The 19,203-nt window shown below is 53.7% G+C and carries 14 protein-coding genes; 10 read left to right on the top strand and 4 right to left on the bottom strand.

All coding sequences use genetic code 11. The features are described from left to right. The first annotated feature begins 134 nt into the window (after positions 1–134). From HU763_RS05195 to HU763_RS05210, 4 genes are all read left to right on the top strand, one after another. Positions 135–1,346 (top strand): tyrosine-type recombinase/integrase, encoded by a 1,212-nt coding sequence (locus HU763_RS05195; protein WP_186686418.1) that lies wholly within the window; start codon positions 135–137, stop codon positions 1,344–1,346. Positions 1,347–1,613: 267 nt separating this feature from the next. Next, positions 1,614–3,254 carry an ATP-dependent nuclease gene (locus HU763_RS05200; RefSeq protein ID WP_186686111.1) on the top strand — a complete coding sequence of 547 codons (1,641 nt, stop codon included), beginning with the start codon at positions 1,614–1,616 and terminating at the stop codon, positions 3,252–3,254. A gap of 1 nt (position 3,255) precedes the next feature. Beyond that, a complete protein-coding gene (locus HU763_RS05205; RefSeq protein ID WP_186686110.1) occupies positions 3,256–4,068 on the top strand; it encodes an HNH endonuclease in 813 nt (270 codons plus the stop codon). 465 nt (positions 4,069–4,533) lie between these two features. Beyond that, on the top strand, positions 4,534–5,862 hold the full coding sequence (locus tag HU763_RS05210; RefSeq protein WP_186686109.1) for a hypothetical protein: 1,329 nt from the start codon (positions 4,534–4,536) through the stop codon (positions 5,860–5,862). 446 nt (positions 5,863–6,308) lie between these two features. On the opposite strand, the gene HU763_RS05215 is transcribed toward HU763_RS05210, so the two are convergent. Further along, entirely contained in the window at positions 6,309–7,259 is a 951-nt protein-coding gene (locus tag HU763_RS05215; RefSeq protein WP_186686108.1) for a LuxR family transcriptional regulator, read from the bottom strand. 82 nt (positions 7,260–7,341) lie between these two features. Here HU763_RS05215 and HU763_RS05220 point away from each other — a divergent pair, with 82 nt between their 5' ends. Together HU763_RS05220 and HU763_RS05225 are read left to right on the top strand one after the other, a co-directional pair. Beyond that, positions 7,342–7,560, top strand: a complete 219-nt coding sequence (locus HU763_RS05220) for a helix-turn-helix transcriptional regulator (RefSeq protein WP_186686107.1) — start codon at positions 7,342–7,344, stop codon at positions 7,558–7,560. A gap of 57 nt (positions 7,561–7,617) precedes the next feature. Beyond that, positions 7,618–8,757: a replication protein gene (locus HU763_RS05225; RefSeq protein ID WP_225931925.1), complete on the top strand. Its 1,140-nt coding sequence runs from the start codon at positions 7,618–7,620 to the stop codon at positions 8,755–8,757. Positions 8,758–9,181: 424 nt separating this feature from the next. Here HU763_RS05225 and HU763_RS24660 read toward each other — a convergent pair whose 3' ends face one another. From HU763_RS24660 to trbJ, 3 genes are all read right to left on the bottom strand, one after another. Further along, positions 9,182–9,505, bottom strand: coding sequence for a hypothetical protein (locus tag HU763_RS24660; protein WP_225931926.1), 324 nt, complete (start codon positions 9,503–9,505; stop codon positions 9,182–9,184). Then, positions 9,502–11,067: a P-type conjugative transfer protein TrbL gene (trbL, locus tag HU763_RS05230; protein ID WP_186686105.1), complete on the bottom strand. Its 1,566-nt coding sequence runs from the start codon at positions 11,065–11,067 to the stop codon at positions 9,502–9,504. Before trbL ends, HU763_RS24660 begins: the two co-directional genes overlap by 4 nt. Positions 11,068–11,260: 193 nt before the next feature. Next, complete coding sequence (gene trbJ, locus HU763_RS05235; protein WP_186686103.1) at positions 11,261–12,055, bottom strand: P-type conjugative transfer protein TrbJ; 795 nt, start codon at positions 12,053–12,055, stop codon at positions 11,261–11,263. A 412-nt stretch (positions 12,056–12,467) separates the two neighbouring features. Here trbJ and HU763_RS05240 point away from each other — a divergent pair, with 412 nt between their 5' ends. The 4 genes from HU763_RS05240 to HU763_RS05255 all read left to right on the top strand — a co-directional run bounded on the left by HU763_RS05240 (position 12,468) and on the right by HU763_RS05255 (position 19,195). Then, positions 12,468–12,848 carry a plasmid mobilization protein gene (locus HU763_RS05240; RefSeq protein ID WP_186686101.1) on the top strand — a complete coding sequence of 127 codons (381 nt, stop codon included), beginning with the start codon at positions 12,468–12,470 and terminating at the stop codon, positions 12,846–12,848. Positions 12,849–13,133: 285 nt separating this feature from the next. Further along, positions 13,134–15,893 carry a class I SAM-dependent DNA methyltransferase gene (locus HU763_RS05245; protein WP_186686098.1) on the top strand — a complete coding sequence of 920 codons (2,760 nt, stop codon included), beginning with the start codon at positions 13,134–13,136 and terminating at the stop codon, positions 15,891–15,893. 58 nt (positions 15,894–15,951) lie between these two features. Continuing rightward, positions 15,952–18,018 carry a DEAD/DEAH box helicase gene (locus HU763_RS05250; protein WP_186686095.1) on the top strand — a complete coding sequence of 689 codons (2,067 nt, stop codon included), beginning with the start codon at positions 15,952–15,954 and terminating at the stop codon, positions 18,016–18,018. Then, complete coding sequence (locus HU763_RS05255; RefSeq protein WP_186686093.1) at positions 18,011–19,195, top strand: GIY-YIG nuclease family protein; 1,185 nt, start codon at positions 18,011–18,013, stop codon at positions 19,193–19,195. The genes HU763_RS05250 and HU763_RS05255 overlap by 8 nt, the downstream gene beginning before the upstream one ends. Positions 19,196–19,203: the final 8 nt, after the last annotated feature.

Below are 19,203 nucleotides of genomic sequence, written 5' to 3' on the forward strand. Positions count from 1 at the left end.
GCTTGATACCATGTCCCTTTTTTCAGGATGAGCATGGTATCGAGATAGCTAAGAGGCCCGGTTTTACTGGGGTTAAGCCCCATTCTTCCGCGCTTTTCAAAGCATGGTATTTTTTCATGGAATAAATGGAAGCCATGCTCACTGATACCAAGCTCCGAAACCTCAAGCCGCAAGACAAGCTTTACAAGGTGATTGATCGTGACGGCTTGTACGTCGCCGTCACCCCTGCTGGCTCTATCTCCTTTCGCTACAACTACTCCATCAATGGCCGGCAGGAGACCGTCACCTTTGGTCGTTATGGCTTAGGTGGGATCACCTTGGCGGAGGCGCGCGAGCGGCTAGGAGAGGCGAAGAAGATGATTGCCGCAGGCAAGTCGCCTGCTAAGGAAAAGGCACGTGCGAAGGCGCGCACCAAAGGTGCTGAGACCTTTGATGATTGGGCTGAAAAATGGCTGCGCGGCTATCAGATGGCGGACTCGACACGAGATATGCGCCGTTCAGTCTACGAACGCGAATTGAAGTCGAAGTTTGGCAATCAGAAGCTGGCTGAAATCACTCATGAGGATCTGCGAGCTCTGACTGACGCGATAGTGGAGCGGGGTGCGCCTGCAACCGCCGTCCATTCGCGTGAGATCGTGCTGCAGGTCTTTCGTTGGGCCATTGAGCGTGGTCAGAAGGTTGAAAACCCCGCGGATCTAGTAAGGTCTGCCAGCATCGCTAAATTCGAGCCACGCGACCGGGCGTTGACGCCTGATGAAATTGCGCTGATGTATCAGTACATGGACAGGATTGGTACCGCGACTTCTGTTCGCGCCGCAGCCAAGCTCCTTCTGCTGACGATGGTGCGCAAAAGTGAGCTGACCAACGCGACGTGGAGTGAGATCAATTTCAGCGAGGCGCTATGGACGATCCCCAAAGAGCGGATGAAGCGCCGAAACCCTCATTTGGTGTTTCTGTCCCGGCAGGCATTGGATTTCTTCATCGCGTTGAAGACCCTGGCTGGAGGTTCTGAGTACGTGCTGCCGTCACGCTATGACTCCGATTTGCCAATGAGTGCGGCCACGATCAACCAGGTACTGACGCTGACCTATCGGCTTGCTCAAAAGGAGGGAGTGCCGCTAGGAAAATTCGGCCCCCACGATCTGCGCCGCACGGCCAGCACGCTGTTGCACGAGGCGGGCTACAATTCCGATTGGATCGAGAAGTGTCTTGCGCACGAGCAGAAGGGCGTGCGCGCCGTATACAACAAGGCCGAATACCGGGATCAGCGTCGTGCGATGTTGCAGGATTGGGCCGACATGATTGATGAATGGACGCTTAAGAAACCTAGGAAAATAAATGGATAGCTTGCGTATTCACCCCTCATTTCAGCTAGTCGCTTGAGGGAAAATTGCCATGCACTTGGTCAGAGGTTTTTATCGATGCTGACGAGTCGCGTGCATTGTTTAGGGGTGAGCGGTAATTCACGACTGACCGGCTAACCGCCAGAGACGGACAGTCATCCCAGTAAGTCTGTCCGCAGTTCAGAAAGTGCACCGCTTTTTTCAGACAATATCAGTAGGCCGCTCGCGCTTATAATGTCGCGGCCCGCCCAAGTTAAGATGGATCTTGGAATGCCAGCAAAAAAAAACTCTGACGCTAACCCAAACCAGCCACTGACTTCATTCCTTTTAGATGAGAGCTTCGCGGAGAGCTCCAACGCGGAAGCATTCATTGTTCCGCTGGCCCGTAAATTCAACGATTTCGGCTACCTTATAGCATGCTCTATAGGTTATCGCGATAAACAAGGGCAAATTTATTGGCTTGAAGGGAGGTGTGCAATTCAAGGAGAAAAAGATCTCTTTCAAGCTGTTGGCAGTCTGCTTTCGCCTGACAAACCTGAAATTTACCACCGCGAAATCAAAAAACCATTCCGCACTCTGCTGATAGATGCAAAGTCATACAGTTTTTTGCGGCGGACGCTAGGTGAGTCACAGGCAAGGAAAGTCCTATCTAGCTTACAAGATGTGGCAACGACTAAAAGCCGGACCTTTATAAACAGTTGGCACGATTTCTATAAAGAGGAAGTGTTCACTCATGCGATGATTAGATCAAGCGAAGCCTACTTTGCTTATCGCAAGGCTGAGCGAATATTGCAAGGCTTGCAAGAACTTGATGCTGATGCTCGTCAGCCTTTCAGTGTTGTTTTGAAGGGAGCCGGCCCGCAGGCCCAGTTCGACTTCCAGTTTGACAGCCAAAATTTTCTTAGAGGACGGATCGCAGTCATCATTGGGCAAAATGGCTGTGGCAAAACTTCGGCGCTTGCAAAGCTCTCAAAAGTTTTGGCCGACAAGGAAAGTCGATCTGCTGAAATCATCAATCGCCCCGAACTGAATCAAGTTATAGCTTTCATTCACACTGCCTCTGTTCGACAATTCTCCCCCTCTTCAAAAGAAGGGCTGGCGAGAGCTAGGATTTTTACATTCAATCCAGCAAGTCCCCGGAAGCAAGGCGAGGACTCTGCCACTACATTGCTTGTTGACGTGGCTCGCGGACATGATGCTCAAGGTGCTTTGCTTAACCATCTCTCGGATATTTTGCGCACTGAATTTAGTGAGTTTGAAGTTTTTGTCCCAATGAAAAAAGATAGGCTGGGAGAGTCAGGAAGAATTGCGTCGTACGATGTAGACTATATGCCATTTTCAGAGTGGAAGCGTGGTGGGGAACAACGCATTTTAAATAATGCAGCAAATGTCGCCTCTGGGCAGTCATTGAGGTTTGTCGATAAACACGGAAAGGAACGTAAACTTAGCTTGGGCCAGCAGGCCTTCCTAAAATTCATATTGGTTGCACTAGCTAACTCCGGGCCGGCATCCGCGCTGATTATTGATGAGCCGGAGAATTTTCTGCATCCGAACCTTATATCAAGGTTTATGCGTAGCCTAAATAAAATCTTGAATGGCACACGTTCGATAGCATTCGTCGCCACACACTCCCCATTTGTCGTTCGAGAAGTTCAAAGTGCTCAGGTGCATGTGATGCGTAATGAAGAAGGAGTGCTCACTGTAAGAAAACCGCGCATGCAAACGCTAGGAGCCAATGTCGCATCAATCTCTAATGAGGTATTTGGCGACGATCTGCCCCACCATCTTTATGAAGAATTGTTAGAGTTGACCGAGCAAGAGAGTAATACATTTTCGGAGGCGCTTAATAAATACTCTTCGGAATTGAGTGCCGAAGCTCTCATGCGCCTACGAAGGATGATGGAGCAATAAAATGAGGAAAGTAGATCCGCCCGTCATTCAAGATAATTTGCTTCTCAGCTTTCTGCAGCACTCTAGAAAGGGAAATGCTAAGGCAATTGTGCATCGCATAGCTGATATTGCTGAACGCTATCAAGCATATGATATTTGCAATGGTGATCCTTGGGGTATCGCCGAGGATGCGTCATACATTCCACTAAAAGAGGACCTTAACGAAATTTATAAAGCACCACCATCCGTCCTAAATTTCATTGCGACGCTGCGATCTCAACTTGACGGCGTGTGCCCCGTATGTGGGCGAGACGCACTGGGGACCTTGGATCATTACCTGCCCAAAGCAAATTATGCAGAATTCTCATTTTACTCAAAAAATTTAGTGCCAGCTTGTGATAGATGCAACAACAAGAGAAACAATGCGTTTAAAGGTGTGAACGCAGGAGAACGCCCTCTGCATCCATATTTTGACTACTTCGCAAACAACAAGATCCTCTCTGTACGATTTGAACCTGATTGGAATGCGCCACTGCTGACGCCAATACCTTACAATGTGGTCGGAAGTCAGCTTGCTGTTGTTCAGTGGCACATCGACAATGTCTTAAGACGGGCGGGAATCGATGAATATCTGACGACACAATGGGGGGTCTTGATCAATGGCATAAGGACTTTTCTTCCAGATCGATCTAGCTTGGCAAGCATAAAAACAGAACTTCATCGGCTCGAAAGCTATGAATTTGAATGCGGAAAGTCGGCTAACGGATGGCGTTGCGCCTTCTGGCATGGCTTGAGCTTAAATGATGATGCGCTCAGGTACTTGCAGTTGTTATGAAAAGTACTTTGATCAGTAACAAGAAATAAATCCACCGTGCTTTGGTGAATTTGTTTTATGAAAACTTTGGCCTCTAAAGCCGCTGCGGACGGACTGGTGCAGGAAAGTGGGCTGGATTATTTATTAGAAAAAAAACAGCTTGCGGCCGTTGGCTGGCAAGCGTCCGGGGAAGGCACATTGCGACGGGTTGAACTGTAATCCTGTAGGGTTGAGGTCTCAGTCTGGGATGCAACGTTCGTCTCGCCACGAGCAGGGCTGCAGCAGCTCACTACCGGTAAGACGCGTGCCTAAACTCGCCTGTTAACTCAGTACCATGTCTCATGCGGTATGGCATATTGGTAAGCATGTCGACGCATTCAACTCTCGCATCGATCTCACCCATAATCTCGCACGATGGGTACACGACTTGAGTCGATTGCCCAACGATTGCGTGGATCTAAATCATTGGCAGCGCGGGCGTATTAAATGTTGGATCGTTTTGGAAGGGACACCTCTCACCTCAGGGACTCACAAGAAGAGCATCCTGCTGAATTCGCAACGGGGTGCATCGCGTCGGTTGAAGACCTATTCGGGGCAGAGTGGTTGGAGGGGCAGGAAGGTAAGGAACAACACCGCCTTCAAGCGCTTTGGAAGCGTAAGGATTGGCTCTCTACCTGCGAGCTTTTCGGGCTAGGCAAATGCATCCAGGAACTCGCGCCGAAGCATGCTGGATGGCTCAGGCAGACGGCTAAAAAGGTCAAATCAGGCGTAGCAAATGCCCACGGCTTCACCACCGAAATATTGACCTGCGGTTCTATCAAATCGCAGCAAGGAGAGGTCGCTCCAGCTAAGGGAAATCAGAAAGGCTACGATCTGCAGGTTGAATTTCCGAGCGGTTTCAAATACTACGTTTCCATCAAAAATCAGGGGCTGACTTCGCACGAAGCAGCATTTCATCAGTACGGCGACCGACTCAAAGCGGCATTCGATCAGCGTCTACGCGTGCTAAAGCTAGATGGTGAGCTTTACCTGGAGTCGGATACACACATCGAACCGGAGACATTCGAGCGGCTCATAAAGTTTGTGGGCGACGTACTTCAACGCCCTGATACGTACACGCTCAAAGGTAGCTCACTGACCTTCAAGGTGATGCCACGCTCAAGAGACCCTAGGGCATCGACGTTCAGATCCAGTCAGGTGTCCATGTTGTGCCCCCAACACCGCAACGCGCTTAGAAATGCGGAAACCAGGCTGAAAGAAGCCGCCGAAAACATGGGCGCCCATCTCAAGTACAGTGACGACTATTTTCGATATCTATGGATCCGCGTTCACAGTTCCATTGAAGTCGCAGTGCTCAAGCAGGCAGCTGAATCCATGCTCACAGATGACGCGCAAGACTACGGGTTCGATGGCGTTTTCTTCGTGCAACCATCCGTGGTGAGGCAGGGCTCCAATAGTGTAATCAACACCTATTTTGATGTGGCGATTGCGAATCGACATCCTGGTTTTATCAAAGCTCTGCAAGAAGGCAAAATTGGACTTCTTACACTCGATACACCTGTCGGCCGGCTGTCGCAAGAACCTTCTGAGCTTCAGCTCACCAACGGCCCCTTGAGCCCCCCTGTCCCCCCTCGTCACTATTTCTATCAGAAAGCGGATATCTACGTTCTGATGCAGCGAGACGGCGAGGACATGGTGGGCGAGTGGGCGTCGCCAGCGTCCGGTATACGTCATCACCTTGTATACCGCGACGGCGCCCGCGAGGTGCTGTTTCCTTCGCCGTCTGTTGAGGTTGAGGAAACGTTGATAATTTGAGGAATCAGCTCGGAGCTAAGCTTTCTCGCAGTAAGTGTCTGGCGAACTCATCTTCATCGGAGCCACTGGAGTCTGTCTCAGTCATTGGTATCTGAAAGCGGGGATACCGGCTTGATGAGATCTGGCCCCTGATTTCTTACATTGTCCACATCCTTACTGACCTCATACCAGTGAAAATCGGTCGCTGACCGGCACCCTTTCAATGCGATTTCCGTCGCGCGCTCCGGTGAGGTTTCAGGATCAATCCCGCTTGATGGGCCAAAACTGGTGTCCACTTAAATTAGGTGGACACCATGGCCTTCGGCGGTAGCTTCAGGAAGATGTGTTTGCCGGACGGTTACGTTGGCTGTCAGTCGCGGATAGCTGCTTCGTCCCTAGCCATGTGAAGGCTCGTCAGCTCAAACGCAAGCGTTTGGTCACGTATTCAAATACGCAGCTAGGCGCATTCATGCTGATGGAAGTTGAAAACAATCAGGAGTTGAGCGGAGAGCTTTAGATACTGCCTGGCGCTCGATCTGCAGCCTGCGCGCAATTTCTGACTGGTTAAAACCGAGTTTCTGGAGCACAACTATCTGCTTCTTTCGATCAGAAAATCGTGTGTCGACCATCAGGCGAGCGATATTTCTGAGCTCTGCCTCATCAGCCACCTGAACCGTCAGGCTGAGCATGTACTGAAAGAAGTAAGAATCGACAAGCTCGTCACCTGATTTGGCTTGAGGCTTCGCTCGTATAGCGCACTGTCTGCTCAATCTCGCGAGTTCAAGGTCAAACTGCGCTACGGCTCTCTTTGCTGGCCTGTACGCGGGATTCCAGCTGCCATCATGCGTCTTTGGACGATGCGTTGTGCAGTACAGGTTGCTCAGGCGTAGGTGCTCGTCGGGGTCGCGCTGACCTTCTCCAGTAGCGAAGGATGCTAGCTCGGCTTGATTGCCACAAAACCTACAAAAGCCCTTCAAGCGCTGGTTGTTTAAGCCGCCTACATCTTCAGATGACGGTTTCTTGCGCTTACAGGCCATCACCAATTCGATCAGCGTCTCGAGCGTCGCAATAAAGCAGCGATCTTTCTTTGATTGTTGGTCGTGGGTCAAAACAAAGGCACGTAGCAGTTGCCGCTGCAAGCTGATCATGGCGGGAAACCCTACCAGTTTCATGATCGAACTGAACGCCACGCCTGTACCGGCTCCGGGTATATGCCCTTGGTATCGCGTAGGAATCTTTTTGGCGTACGCCGTCACGGCTGGGTCGATTAGCTCCTCTACCAGCCTCGCGATTGGATAGCGTTTCGAGGCCGTGGAGTAGGCGCTCCAGCGGTCACCGAACTGTTCTATGGCCTCTGAAATGGTGGCGTCACACCCTTCCCAAATGGTTATGGTTGATTGTTTTTTCATGTCAACCATTTTAGCCAATCATTCCGTCGAAGCAATAGGCACCCAAAGGCACGATCAGGCACTCATTCGCAGTGACTGGTAGGGCCTAGCAATGCATGCATTGAACAGAAAACTCATCGACAAAAAGACGCTCTTGTCGATGATTCCGCTGTGTGAGCGCACGATCTATAACTTTGAGATGAAGGGGAAGTTCCCGCGCCGAATTGCGTTGAGTAGCCGCAAGGTCGTCTGGGATTTAGCTGAGGTTGAGCAGTGGATAGATTCATGTAAGGAGGCAGGCCCCGCGCGTAGGCCGGGAAGGGCAGTCTAAGCAGTGCTGGGTGTTATCCCGCAGCTTGCGCTGTTCAGTCCCGGGGAGGAGGCGCAGATGTATCACGATAGTACTAGGAGCGGTTTTTTCTCGTTGCTCGTCGATTCTCGTGGTGGAAAACGGCAGTTCTCTCATCGCTTGGCCGACATGCCGAAGGTGCTCAGTCTGTTGGACAAAAAGGTTGACACTTGGATTTCGCAGGCTGAGTTCATCCGGCCCAATCGGCGCGTCGTCAATCTATTGCGGCTGGGCCTGCTGTTCGCTGACCTCGATACCTACCGCGTGCCCGAGTTGGCCAGCCGCAAGCCCGACGAGCTGGCCGCCTCCGTGCTGTTCCTTTGCGCCGACGCGGGGTTGCCCGCGCCCTCGATACTGATCTACAGCGGCCGTGGCATACAAGCCAAATGGCTGCTGGAGGGCACGATACCTCGGCAAGCCTTACCCCGCTGGAACGCCTGCCAACGTTACCTTGTAGATCGCCTTGCTCACGTAGGCGCCGACCCCATGGCCAAGGACGCTAGCCGCGTGCTGCGCACCGTGGAGACGGTCAACAGCAAGAGCGGCGAGGTCTGCCGTGTGGTTCACGTCCAGGCGGGAACCGATGGCCAGCCAATCCGCTACAACTTCGAGTATCTGGCCGAGACACTGCTACCGGCGGCCCGTTGGACTATCGAGCAGCATCGGCAGGAACAAGCCGAGAGCCGCACCAAGAAAAAGCCTTTCCTTTTGGTGCCCGGAGGCAAAGCCGACAACCTGCGCGGATTCTCAGGTCGACAGCTTGCTTGGGATCGCCTCGAAGACCTGCGCAAGCTGGCCGAGCTGCGCGGCGGCGTCGGAGAAGGCAGCCGGATGCAGCACCTATTCTGGCGGCTCAACTTCCTGCTGCTGTCCGGGGCGACCAACAGCAAGCAGATGTACCACGAAGCCGCTGCGCTGGCCCGCGAACTCGATCCGCAGTGGAACAGCCGTTCCAAGGAACTGATGACACTGTTCAGCAAGGCCAAAGCCTATGAGGCCGGGGAGAAAGTGACCTTTGGCGGCAAGGATTTCACGCCCCTTTACACGCCCAAGAACGATACCCTTATCGACCTGTTCAGGATCACCACCGAGGAACAGCGGCAGCTCAAAACCATTGTCAGCCAAGCCGAAGCCGCAGAACGCCACAGGAAGCGCGCAGACGCGCCGCCGGTGCGGTAGACCGGGATACTTACGAGCAGGCGTCCCTGACCCGCCAGAAGCCTTGGGAGGCCCTTGGGATGAGTCGTCGCAGTTGGTATCGAGCAGGTAAGCCAACGGCCCACGAGCCTGAGACAAGTCCGTGCGTATTACACATAGAAAAACCATCGGGCTGTTGATATCAACACAGTCTGGTTTGCACCAACGGGCGCAGGATCACAGGGGATAACGGTAGTTGGCACAAGTCCGTGCGTATTACTAATGGCGAAGCCCCCGGGTTTTGACGGCGGCCCATTCGCGCAGGTTATCCGCAGCTTCGCCTCACTGATTCTTCATCCTTAGAGGGATGTTCAAAGTCCATGCGTATTACTAATTTTGCTACTACAAGCTCATCTCTGAAAATGGGCGGGGAGTGGTGATGCCCCCACCCTTACTGCTGGATGAGCTACTGACGATTCTCGGGGGCCTCTCGCCTTTGAGCTTTCTGCACCGCTCGTATCGCCATCACAATTTGTTGGGCCTGGGCTGCACTGTTCTTGCTACCCAGCAAAGGAAGGCGATTCAGGTGCTGCGCTCCGGAAAACATGTGAAAGGAGGCCGAAAGGGCCAGCGGGCTTACTCGAAGCTGCAAAGCAGTCCATTGTTGATCCAGTCTATCGAGCAATGGTCCATGGCCTTTGCTCCGTAGCCACCTACCGAGCGCCCACAAGGCGATTGCTGAGGTCGATGCGAACACGGCGAATCCTGCGAACTTCAAAATTGCCATCATGGTTGTTTCTCCGGTTGGTCGTTGCTTGAGGTCGTTCCTGACACATTTAGCGATGTCAGTTGGCCGAGTATGGAATTGCTTTCAGAGGCCGGACGAATAAGGTTGGATTCTGCTTCTGCAGCATCTCCGCTATGGGTCGGAACGGTTGTACTGGACTCATCAGAAGCGGGGGACGAAGAGCCGGCACCGAGAGAAAAAGAGTACGCGTTCTCCATGCCCGGCACGGCCATTGAGGCCATCACTCCGAGTGCCTTTGCTCCGCCATTTGCTGCTTGGGAAAGTGCGTTGCCGGAGCTGACAACGCTTTCTCGCTGTGTCGCTTGTTGGTCTTTGTCATTGCTGCCCAGGACGTTTTTTCCAGCCGGCTCGTTGGCCTGCTTAGCGCTGCTTGCCGTTTGCTGTGGGGCCGCGCTGCCGCCTACTCGAGCACCGGAAGCCGCTGCTCCTTTGGCAGCTGCTTGTCCGCCAATACTTGTACCGATGCCAGCGGTTGCACTGCCGCTGGAGGCGGTCGCCGCAGGCGCACCGGCAAAGCTGGAGTTGATCGAAGTTGCCAGACCGCCGCCAGCCCCACTGGCACCGGCGGCAACGCTAGTCCCAGAAGCACCGAGAGCACCAGCAGCAGGAGCGGCAGCCCCAGCCGTGGCGATAGTGGCCGCAGCAGCTGCCGCCCCGGCAGCACCAGCCACTGCCATTCCACCAATGGCCGAGCCGCCGCCCATTGATGTACCGCTAATCATGCCGCCGATTAGGTCAGGAATCGTCTTCGTCAGGTAGCAGCACACCAAGGCTAAACCGACCATTGTCATCAATGAGGCTTCGTCGTTGGTGTAGGCAGCTAACCATTCTTTGGCCGACTGTACGATCAGCCCGACGATCAGAGTCAAGACGAACAACTTGGCGCCGATTGCCACGGTGAACCGCATGGGAGCAATCGCGAAATCGCGTGTCCATTGCGAGCCACCAAAACCGTAGAACAACACTGACGCGTTGATGATTACGTAGGCCTCTACGAGCGTCACAAACATAAACGCTGCGATAAAGGCGAAGCACGCCAAGACCAGTACCGCGCATACTGCGATCAGAACTCCTTTGCCCGGAGAGAACACTGAAATGCCCTTCACCATAGTGCGGCCGAAGTCCAGGGCTATCGCGAGCATATCGCCGGGTTCTAACGCTCGGCCAAGACCGCTCGCTGATGCGGCCGCGTCGCGGAAGCTGTCAACAATGGCTGTCGACCATTCCACGGAGTAGGTCATTACCGCCAGGAAGAAACCGATCACTATGATGAAGCGCAGCAGCTCTCCGACTATCTCGCCCAAATCAGCTTGTTTCATGACCAGAGGCATAACCGTCCAGATAAATTGGATAGTGGCGAGCAGCCAAAATAATCTTATGGCGTAGTCGTACAGCTTTCCTGACCACTGGTGAGACTGCTGCAAAACGAGATCTAGCAGGCCCTGAACCGAGGTGTCGGCATGGGACAGGTCTGTTGCAGCCATAGCATTTCCGGCCAAGAGCATGCTTGCTAAAGCAATAAATAAGAGCAGGCGACGTTCCATAATCAGTACCCCTTAACGCCGCCGCGAGAGTTAGGACGTGCCTCAAAAGCAGCATCTGCGTCATGCTGTTGCCTATGTTGCTCAGCTGCCACAGCACAGTCGCTATCGCGTTGAATGACCACAGTGACAACCGAGCCCATCATCGCGGCCCCGGCGCAAATGAGGGTCATGACCCATTTCGAGATAACCATCTTCAGTACCCCTTCACACCGCCGCGTTTACTTTCACGCGATTCAAATTGCTGCTCGGCTGCTTCGCTAGCGGCTTTTCGGTCGCCTTGCTGAGCCATGTAATTACCCTGCATATTGATTTGCGTGGCCACCAGATCACGCAGCTTTTGGAGTTGCTGCACGTTCTGCGAAGCTATTTCATTGCCCGCCTGCATGGCTTGCATCCGTCCTGCGGCACTTTGCGAACGTGCCACTATTTGGTTGAGCAGAGCATCTTCTGACTGGAAAGTGCTGGTGTTGATGTTCGCCGCTTCCATAGCTATTTTGGCGTTGTCGCGTCCTTGCTCCGACCATTTTTTATAACGATCTCGCGTTGGAGTTTCTACGGAGTTTGCCGCTTGTTGAAGGTAGGATTCGAAGCCTGGAAATGCAGTATTGAACTGCGCATCCATGTTCTCAATTTGACGGCCCAACGCCTGCGAACGTTGATAGATATTGATCACACTTTTAAGGTCGGCAGCGATGCTCCCGAACATCGAATCGGGTAGGCCAGTGCCTTGTGTGACCATGTTCTGATACTGCTGTATTTGAGTTTGAAGTTGCTGGGCTGTGTTTAGTGCCGTGTTGACTTGTTCGGCATACTCGAACATCTGTTGATAGAACGTCGAGCAATTTGCGCAATAGATGGCGTAAGCAGGGGAGGGCGCAGTGTAAATACCCACTCCGACGAATGTGCTTGCCATCGCGATAGCAAGCCTTAATTTTCGACCTGACTTTCGCGAGGCATAAGCCAAGGGGGTCCCTGATTCCTGATCCATATCGAATTCCTCGTCTGTGGCGCTCGAGGTTCGATTATTCACTGATATGGGATGGTTATAAACATGCGGATAGTTATCTATCCGCATCGACTGAAGTGCATAAAGGGCCGAAATGATCGTAGGGGATTCGTCGCAAGGAAACTAAAGGCAACTAAAGGAAATTCAAAGCAACACAAGGAAACTTAAGAATAATTTAGGAAATTATAAGTTGGTTTTGTTGCGGTGGCGGAAAATTTCCTTAAATTTATGTGAGTTGCACTTATCGGGACGGCAAGATGTGTGTTGTGGGCCCACAAGCTCCGCTTGTTGACCCCCACCACCTTGCATTACTCGCCTTCGGCTCGACGGTATCTTGCTCTGCGAGGCCTACTGTTGCTGCCGCGACTCATCGATCAGAACGAGGAGCATCGAAATGAAGAAAGACAGGACACCAAAAGGTGAGGGTGAGCGGCCGCGCCGCGAGGTGCCTCCAATCAAGGTTTTTGTGACTGATGACGAGAAAGCAGAGTTGTCCAGGCGAGCAGCGTCGTGCGGTTTATCCAGTGCCGCTTTCATGAGAGCTGCCGGCCTGAATCACCCTGTAAAAGCGCGGGCCGATCTTGAAGCGATTGGCGAGCTGGTGAAGCTGAACGGCGACCTTGGTCGAGTCGCTGGCTTATTAAAGCTCTGGCTCGCGGAAAAGCGTGGCCAAGGAGCGAGTGCCGTTGAGGTCGAGCGTATGATGATTGAGTTTCGCGAGTTGCAGCAGGGCATTCGGGAAAAAATGAGCTGCATCGTCTCTGCTCGAAGGTAGCCGAGTGATCAACGTGCTGGTCGGCTTTGGATTGTGCGTCCAATGCCCGAGTTGATGGGCTATAAGTGAGTCTGCACTCCCGCCGTAGTCTGCTGAAAGGCAGTGGGTCGCGCCTATCCGAGCTGTGTGGGGCCGCTTGATTGGGATGGTGGCGCCATTTGCGTAAAACCGGGCATTGGGAGTTCGTCCCTTGCACACTCTTTGCCGTATCATCCATCCATTTGTATTGACGGCGGGTAATGCCCGTCGTTGCGGACTTGGCAGCAGTGACCGGAACAGCACCACATGAACGCCGTAGAAATCGAACAAGCCATCACCGACCTAGCCAGCCAGCCCTTTGATCGTGTCGAGTTCCCTTATGCCTTCCTGCAGGCCTTCGGTAACAAGGAAACCACCCTCAAGCGCCTGCGTTCGGGAGCAACCAACAAGTCCGATCTGGGCGGCGTGTTGCAAACCAGTAATATCCATCTGGCGGTGTGTGAGCCCGGCAAGGTCACTGAGACGCTGGCGGCGCTCAAAGCTAGCCCTGCTACTGCGCGCGCCAAGGCCAAGTACGTACTCGCCACCGATGGTGAAACGCTGGAGGCCGAAGAGCTGGAAAGCGGTGAGACGGTTGCCTGTGACTATCCACAGTTCCCCGACCACTTTGGCTTTTTCCTGCCATTGGCAGGCATTTCCACGGTCAAGCAGATCCGCGAAAACTCTTTTGACATTCGGGCCACCAGCCGCCTGAACCGGCTCTATGTGGAGCTGCTCAAGGACAACCCGATTTGGGGCACCGCCGACCGCCGTCATGAAATGAACCACTTCATGGCGCGACTGATCTTCTGCTTCTTCGCTGAAGACACCGACATTTTCAACGGCACTGGCCTGTTCACTGACACCCTTACGCAGATGAGCGACCGTGATGCGAGCAATCTGCATGAAGTGATGGGCGAGATCTTCCGCGCCATGAACACGCCGATTGCGCAGCGTGCCTCGGCTAACCTACCGCGCTGGGCGGATGGTTTCCCCTACGTCAACGGCGGTCTGTTCTCTGGCGAGCCGGACGTGCCGCGTTTTTCACGGATTGCCCGTAGTTACCTGCTACATATCGGCGCACTGGATTGGAAGCAGATCAACCCTGATATCTTCGGCTCCATGATCCAAGCCGTGGCGGACGATGAGGAGCGCGGTGCCCTGGGCATGCACTACACCAGCGTGCCCAATATTCTCAAGGTACTGAACCCGCTGTTTCTCGATGAGCTGCGCGCCAAGCTTGAAGAGGCCAGCGACAACCCGCGCATGTTGATCAATCTACGCAAGCGCCTGGCACGCATTCGTGTATTTGACCCGGCCTGCGGCTCCGGAAATTTTCTGGTTATTGCCTACAAGCAGTTGCGTGAGATTGAAAACACCATCAATGAACGCCGCGGTGAAACGGGACGCAAAAGTGATATTCCCCTAACCAATTTTCGGGGCATCGAGCTGCGGGATTTTTCTGCCGAAGTTGCTCGCTTGGCATTGATCATTGCCGAGTATCAATGCGACGTGCTGTATCGGGGTCAAAAGGAGGCTCTTCTGGAATTTTTGCCTCTAAGCAACCAGAACTGGATTACTTGCGGAAATGCCTTGCGACTAGACTGGTTAGGTATCTGCCCGCCCACTGGCACCAGCGTAAAGCTTGCTGCTGACGACCTATTTGAAACTCCGCTTATGCAAGCGCAGATTGATTTTGAAAATGAGGGCGGAGAGACGTATATCTGCGGAAATCCGCCCTATAAAGGCAGCCAGACGCAGACTAGCGAGCAAAAGGCGGACTTAGCTGCTGTCTTCGACCCATACGGAATATCACCCAAGCAGATCGACTATGTCGGTGGCTGGTTTATGAAGGCTGCGGCTTTTGCGCAAAAGACACATGCAGAGTCGGCATTTGTTAGCACCAACTCCGTATGTCAAGGCCGTATCGTTCCTATTCTATGGCCAGCGCTTTTTAGCTTGGGCTCTATCATTCGATTTGCTCACACATCCTTCAAGTGGGCGAATCTGGCCAGCCACAATGCTGGTGTTATGGTCGCCATTGTTGGCTTGACAACAGATGCAAGAAAAAAACGGCTTCTCTATGACCTTGGGCGGGATGGCGAAACCTCTTATAGAGAAGCAGAGAACATTACCCCATACCTCACCGTTGGTGAGAGTCTAGTGGTCGAAGGTCGGCGTGAGAGCGTTTCCGGGCTGCCGTCCATGTCGTTCGGAAATATGCCTGTAGATGGCGGGAACCTTCTTTTTTCGGCAAGTGATTTGGCTTCACTTTGTCTGCGTAAGCAAGAAGAAGATGTTTTCATTCGACGAATCTACGGTTCTGCAGAGTTCATTCGCGGGGTTGTCCGGAAGTGCCTGTGGATTACTGACGAAAATCTGTCACGCGCACTGTCGATAGATTCAATTCGCTCTCGAGTTGATGGCGTCCGACAGATGCGGTTAAAGAGCAAAGACGCGGGCACAAAGGAAATGGCATCGCGCGCGCATCAGTTTCGCGAGATGTATTGCGCCAAGAAACATACGCTGATTCTCCCCGGTGTTTCTTCGGAGGGGCGTGAGTACTTGCCTGTAGGTCTTATCGATAACCAATCCGTTGTTACAAACCTTGCCTTCGCTCTGTATGACGCCCCCCTCTGGAACTTGGCCCTGATCGCTTCACGCCTGCATCTGGTTTGGATTGCCACAGTTTGCGGCAAGCTCAAAACCGACTTCCGTTATTCCAACACTTTGGGCTGGAATACCTTCCCTGTACCTCCTCTGACCGAGAAGAACAAAACCGATCTCACCCGTTGTGCCGAAGACATCCTTCTGGCTCGCGAAGCTCATTTTCCGGCCACCATTGCTGATCTCTACGACCCAGAGTCCATGCCGGACAATCTGCGTGCAGCCCATGAGCGCAACGACGAAGTGCTGGAGCGCATCTATATCGGTCGCCGCTTCAAGAATGACACCGAGCGTCTGGAAAAACTGTTCGAGCTGTATACCAAAATGACGGCTAACCAGAAGCCGCGGAAGGCCAAGTGATGTATGACCTTATCCCTATTGAACACGCGGGCATGAAGCCCTGAATGGAAGCGTAGCCATGACCCAAACCGTTCCTTCCGTTTCCGTCTCCTATGCCCAAAACGGATGTTCTACCAAAGCCAACGAGCTTGGCATGCGTCCTATGCAGGAGCGCGTCTTCGAGCGACGTGGTGAGCAGTACCTGCTGATCAAGTCGCCGCCTGCATCCGGTAAAAGCCGGGCATTGATGTTCATTGCTCTGGACAAGCTGGCGCACCAGCACATCAAGCAGGCCATCATTGTGGTGCCGGAAAAGTCCATTGGTTCGAGCTTTCACGATGAACCACTCAGCCGCCATGGTTTCTGGGCCGACTGGCATGTGGAGCCACGATGGAATCTGTGTGATGCCCCAGGCACCGACGATGGCGGTAAGGTAAATGCGGTAGGCGCGTTCCTGGAAAGCAGTGACCAGGTGCTGGTTTGTACCCACGCCACCTTCCGTTTTGCAGTGGAAAAATTCGGGGTGGCGGCGTTCGATGACCGCTTGATCGCCGTGGACGAGTTCCACCATGTTTCTGCCAACCCGGAGAACAGGTTGGGCACGTATCTGGGCGAACTGATCGCTCGCGACAAGGTACATATCGTGGCGATGACCGGCTCTTATTTCCGGGGCGATGCCGAAGCTGTGCTGTCACCCGCTGACGAAGCCCGCTTCGATACTGTGACATACACCTACTATGAGCAGCTCAACGGCTACGAGCACCTGAAGAAGCTGGACATTGGTTACTACTTCTACTCTGGGGCTTACTCCGACGACATCCTCAAGGTGCTCGACCCGAACGAAAAGACTATCCTCCACATACCCAACGTGAACTCCCGTGAGAGCACCAAGGACAAGATCCGCGAGGTTGAGCACATCATCGAGGAGCTGGGCGAGTGGCAAGGCACCGATCCGGTAACGGGCTTCCAGCTGGTGAAAAACGCCAATGGGCGCGTGCTGCGTATTGCCGACCTAGTGGATGACGACCCGGCCAAACGTGATAAAGTCTCGGCTGCCTTGAAGGATCCGGCTCAGAAGAACAACCGCGATCATGTCGACATCATCATTGCGTTGGGCATGGCCAAAGAAGGCTTTGACTGGATCTGGTGTGAGCACGCCCTCACAGTCGGCTACCGCTCCAGCCTTACCGAAATCGTGCAGATCATCGGGCGGGCGACACGCGATGCACCTGGCAAGGCACGGGCACGCTTCACCAACCTCATCGCCGAGCCGGATGCCAGTGAGAAGGTGGTGGCCGAGGCCGTAAACGATACGCTCAAGGCGATTGCCGCCAGCCTACTGATGGAGCAGGTGCTGGCACCGCGCTTCGAGTTCAAGCCGAAAACTCCCACCAGTGGACCGCAGGAAGGCTTTGACTACGGGTATTCGGGTTATCAACCCGATAAGTGCAACGTAGGCTTCAACCACGAAACCGGTCATCTGCAGATCGAGATAAAAGGGCTAACCGAGCCCAAGAGCCCTGAAGCCAACCGTATCTGCCAGGAAGACCTAAACGAGGTCATTGCCAGCTTCGTACAGGACAAGATCAACATCGAGCGCGGTCTGTTCGATGAGGAGCTGGTTCCCGAAGAGCTCACCCAACTGCGCATGGGCAAGATCATCCGCGACAAGTATCCCGAGCTGGACGCCGAGGATCAGGAAGCCGTTCGTCAACACGCCATTGCGGCACTGAATTTGACTCAGCAAGCCAAACAGCTAGTGCTGGGTGATGACCTGCAAGGTGCGCTCGCCGGGACGAATGGAGCCCCCAGCACAGCTCTGATTGATGGCGTGCGCAAGTTTGCGATGGATGTGCGCGAACTGGATATCGACTTGATCGACAGGATCAACCCGTTCAGCGAGGCATACGCCATTCTGGCCAAGACCATGAGCGAGGGGAGCCTCAAGCAGGTTGCGGCAGTGATTGGCGCCAAACGCACCCGCCTGACGCCTGAAGAGGCCAAAGATCTCGCTGTGCGGGCTGTAAAATTCAAGAAAGATCATGGCCGGGTGCCTTCCCTGACTGCTCAAGACCCTTGGGAGCGGAGTATGGCGGAAGGTGCTGCAGCCTTTATGCGTTTCAAGAAAGAGGGCCGTTATGGCTAACGAATTTGATCTGGATGAGCTGGAAGCGGAGCTTTCCGATTTCGCCACTTCAGACAAGAAGGCTGGGCGTACTCCTCGCGAGGAGCGCATCGTTGCCGGCTTCGAGGATATTCAACGCTTTGTTGAGGGGCACGGCCACCCGCCGTGCCACGGCGACGATAAAGACATCTTCGAGCGCCTGTATGCCGTGCGCTTGGATCGTCTGCGCGAGCAGGAAGAGTGCCGCACCCTGCTAATACCACTCGATCATCAGGGCCTATTCAATGGGCTTGAGCTGCGGGAGCCGCAAGGCGTCTACACCATGACGGACGATGAGCTATTGGCGGAACTGGCAGGCGATGACGATGGTTCGGACATTCAGAACCTCCGTCATGTTCGCAGCAATGCCGAAAAGCGTGAGGCCGAGGAGATTGCGCAACGCGAGCGTTGTGAAGACTTTGAGCGGTTCCAGCCGTTGTTTGAGCAAGTGCAGCGCGAGCTGCAATTGGGCATTCGAGTTACCCGCACCTTCATCCGTGATGCGAGCATCGAGGAAGGTCAGTTCTTCATTCTTGGTGGGCAGACGGTTTATGTCGCTGAGATTGGTGAGACCATTAAGGCACCGAATGGTGAAAGCGATGCCCGGCTTAGGGTGATTTACTCCAACGGAACCGAGAGCAACCTACTGCGAAGATCCTTGCAGCGTGCGCTCTATAAGGACGATGCCGGCCGTCGTATTACCGATGCAGATGCTGGCCCGTTGTTTGGTGAGACACTGGAGTCTGACGACATCGAGAGTGGCACCATTTACGTGCTGCGCAGCCACTCAACGCATCCCTTCGTAGCCGAGCATCGGGAGCTGATCCACAAGATCGGGGTCACCGGCGGCAAGGTGGAGACACGCATCGCCGGGGCTGACAAGGACGCCACCTATCTGCTGGCAGACGTTGAGGTTGTGGCTACCTACAAGCTGCACAACATCAATCGCACTCGGATGGAAAATCTGTTCCACCGGCTGTTCAGCTCTGCCCAAGTCGATCTAACGATTGCTGACCGCTTTGGTAATCCGGTAAAGCCTAGAGAATGGTTCCTGGTGCCGCTCCATGTGATTGATGAGGCAGTGGAGCGAATTCGGGATGGCTCTATCACCGAGGTAACCTACGATCCACGGACTGCGCGTCTTGCTCAGCTAAATTGATCAGTAAG

Origin of the sequence: Pseudomonas anuradhapurensis (assembly GCF_014269225.2) — a bacterium.
In the GTDB taxonomy this organism is placed as follows: Bacteria; Pseudomonadota; Gammaproteobacteria; order Pseudomonadales; family Pseudomonadaceae; genus Aquipseudomonas; species Aquipseudomonas anuradhapurensis.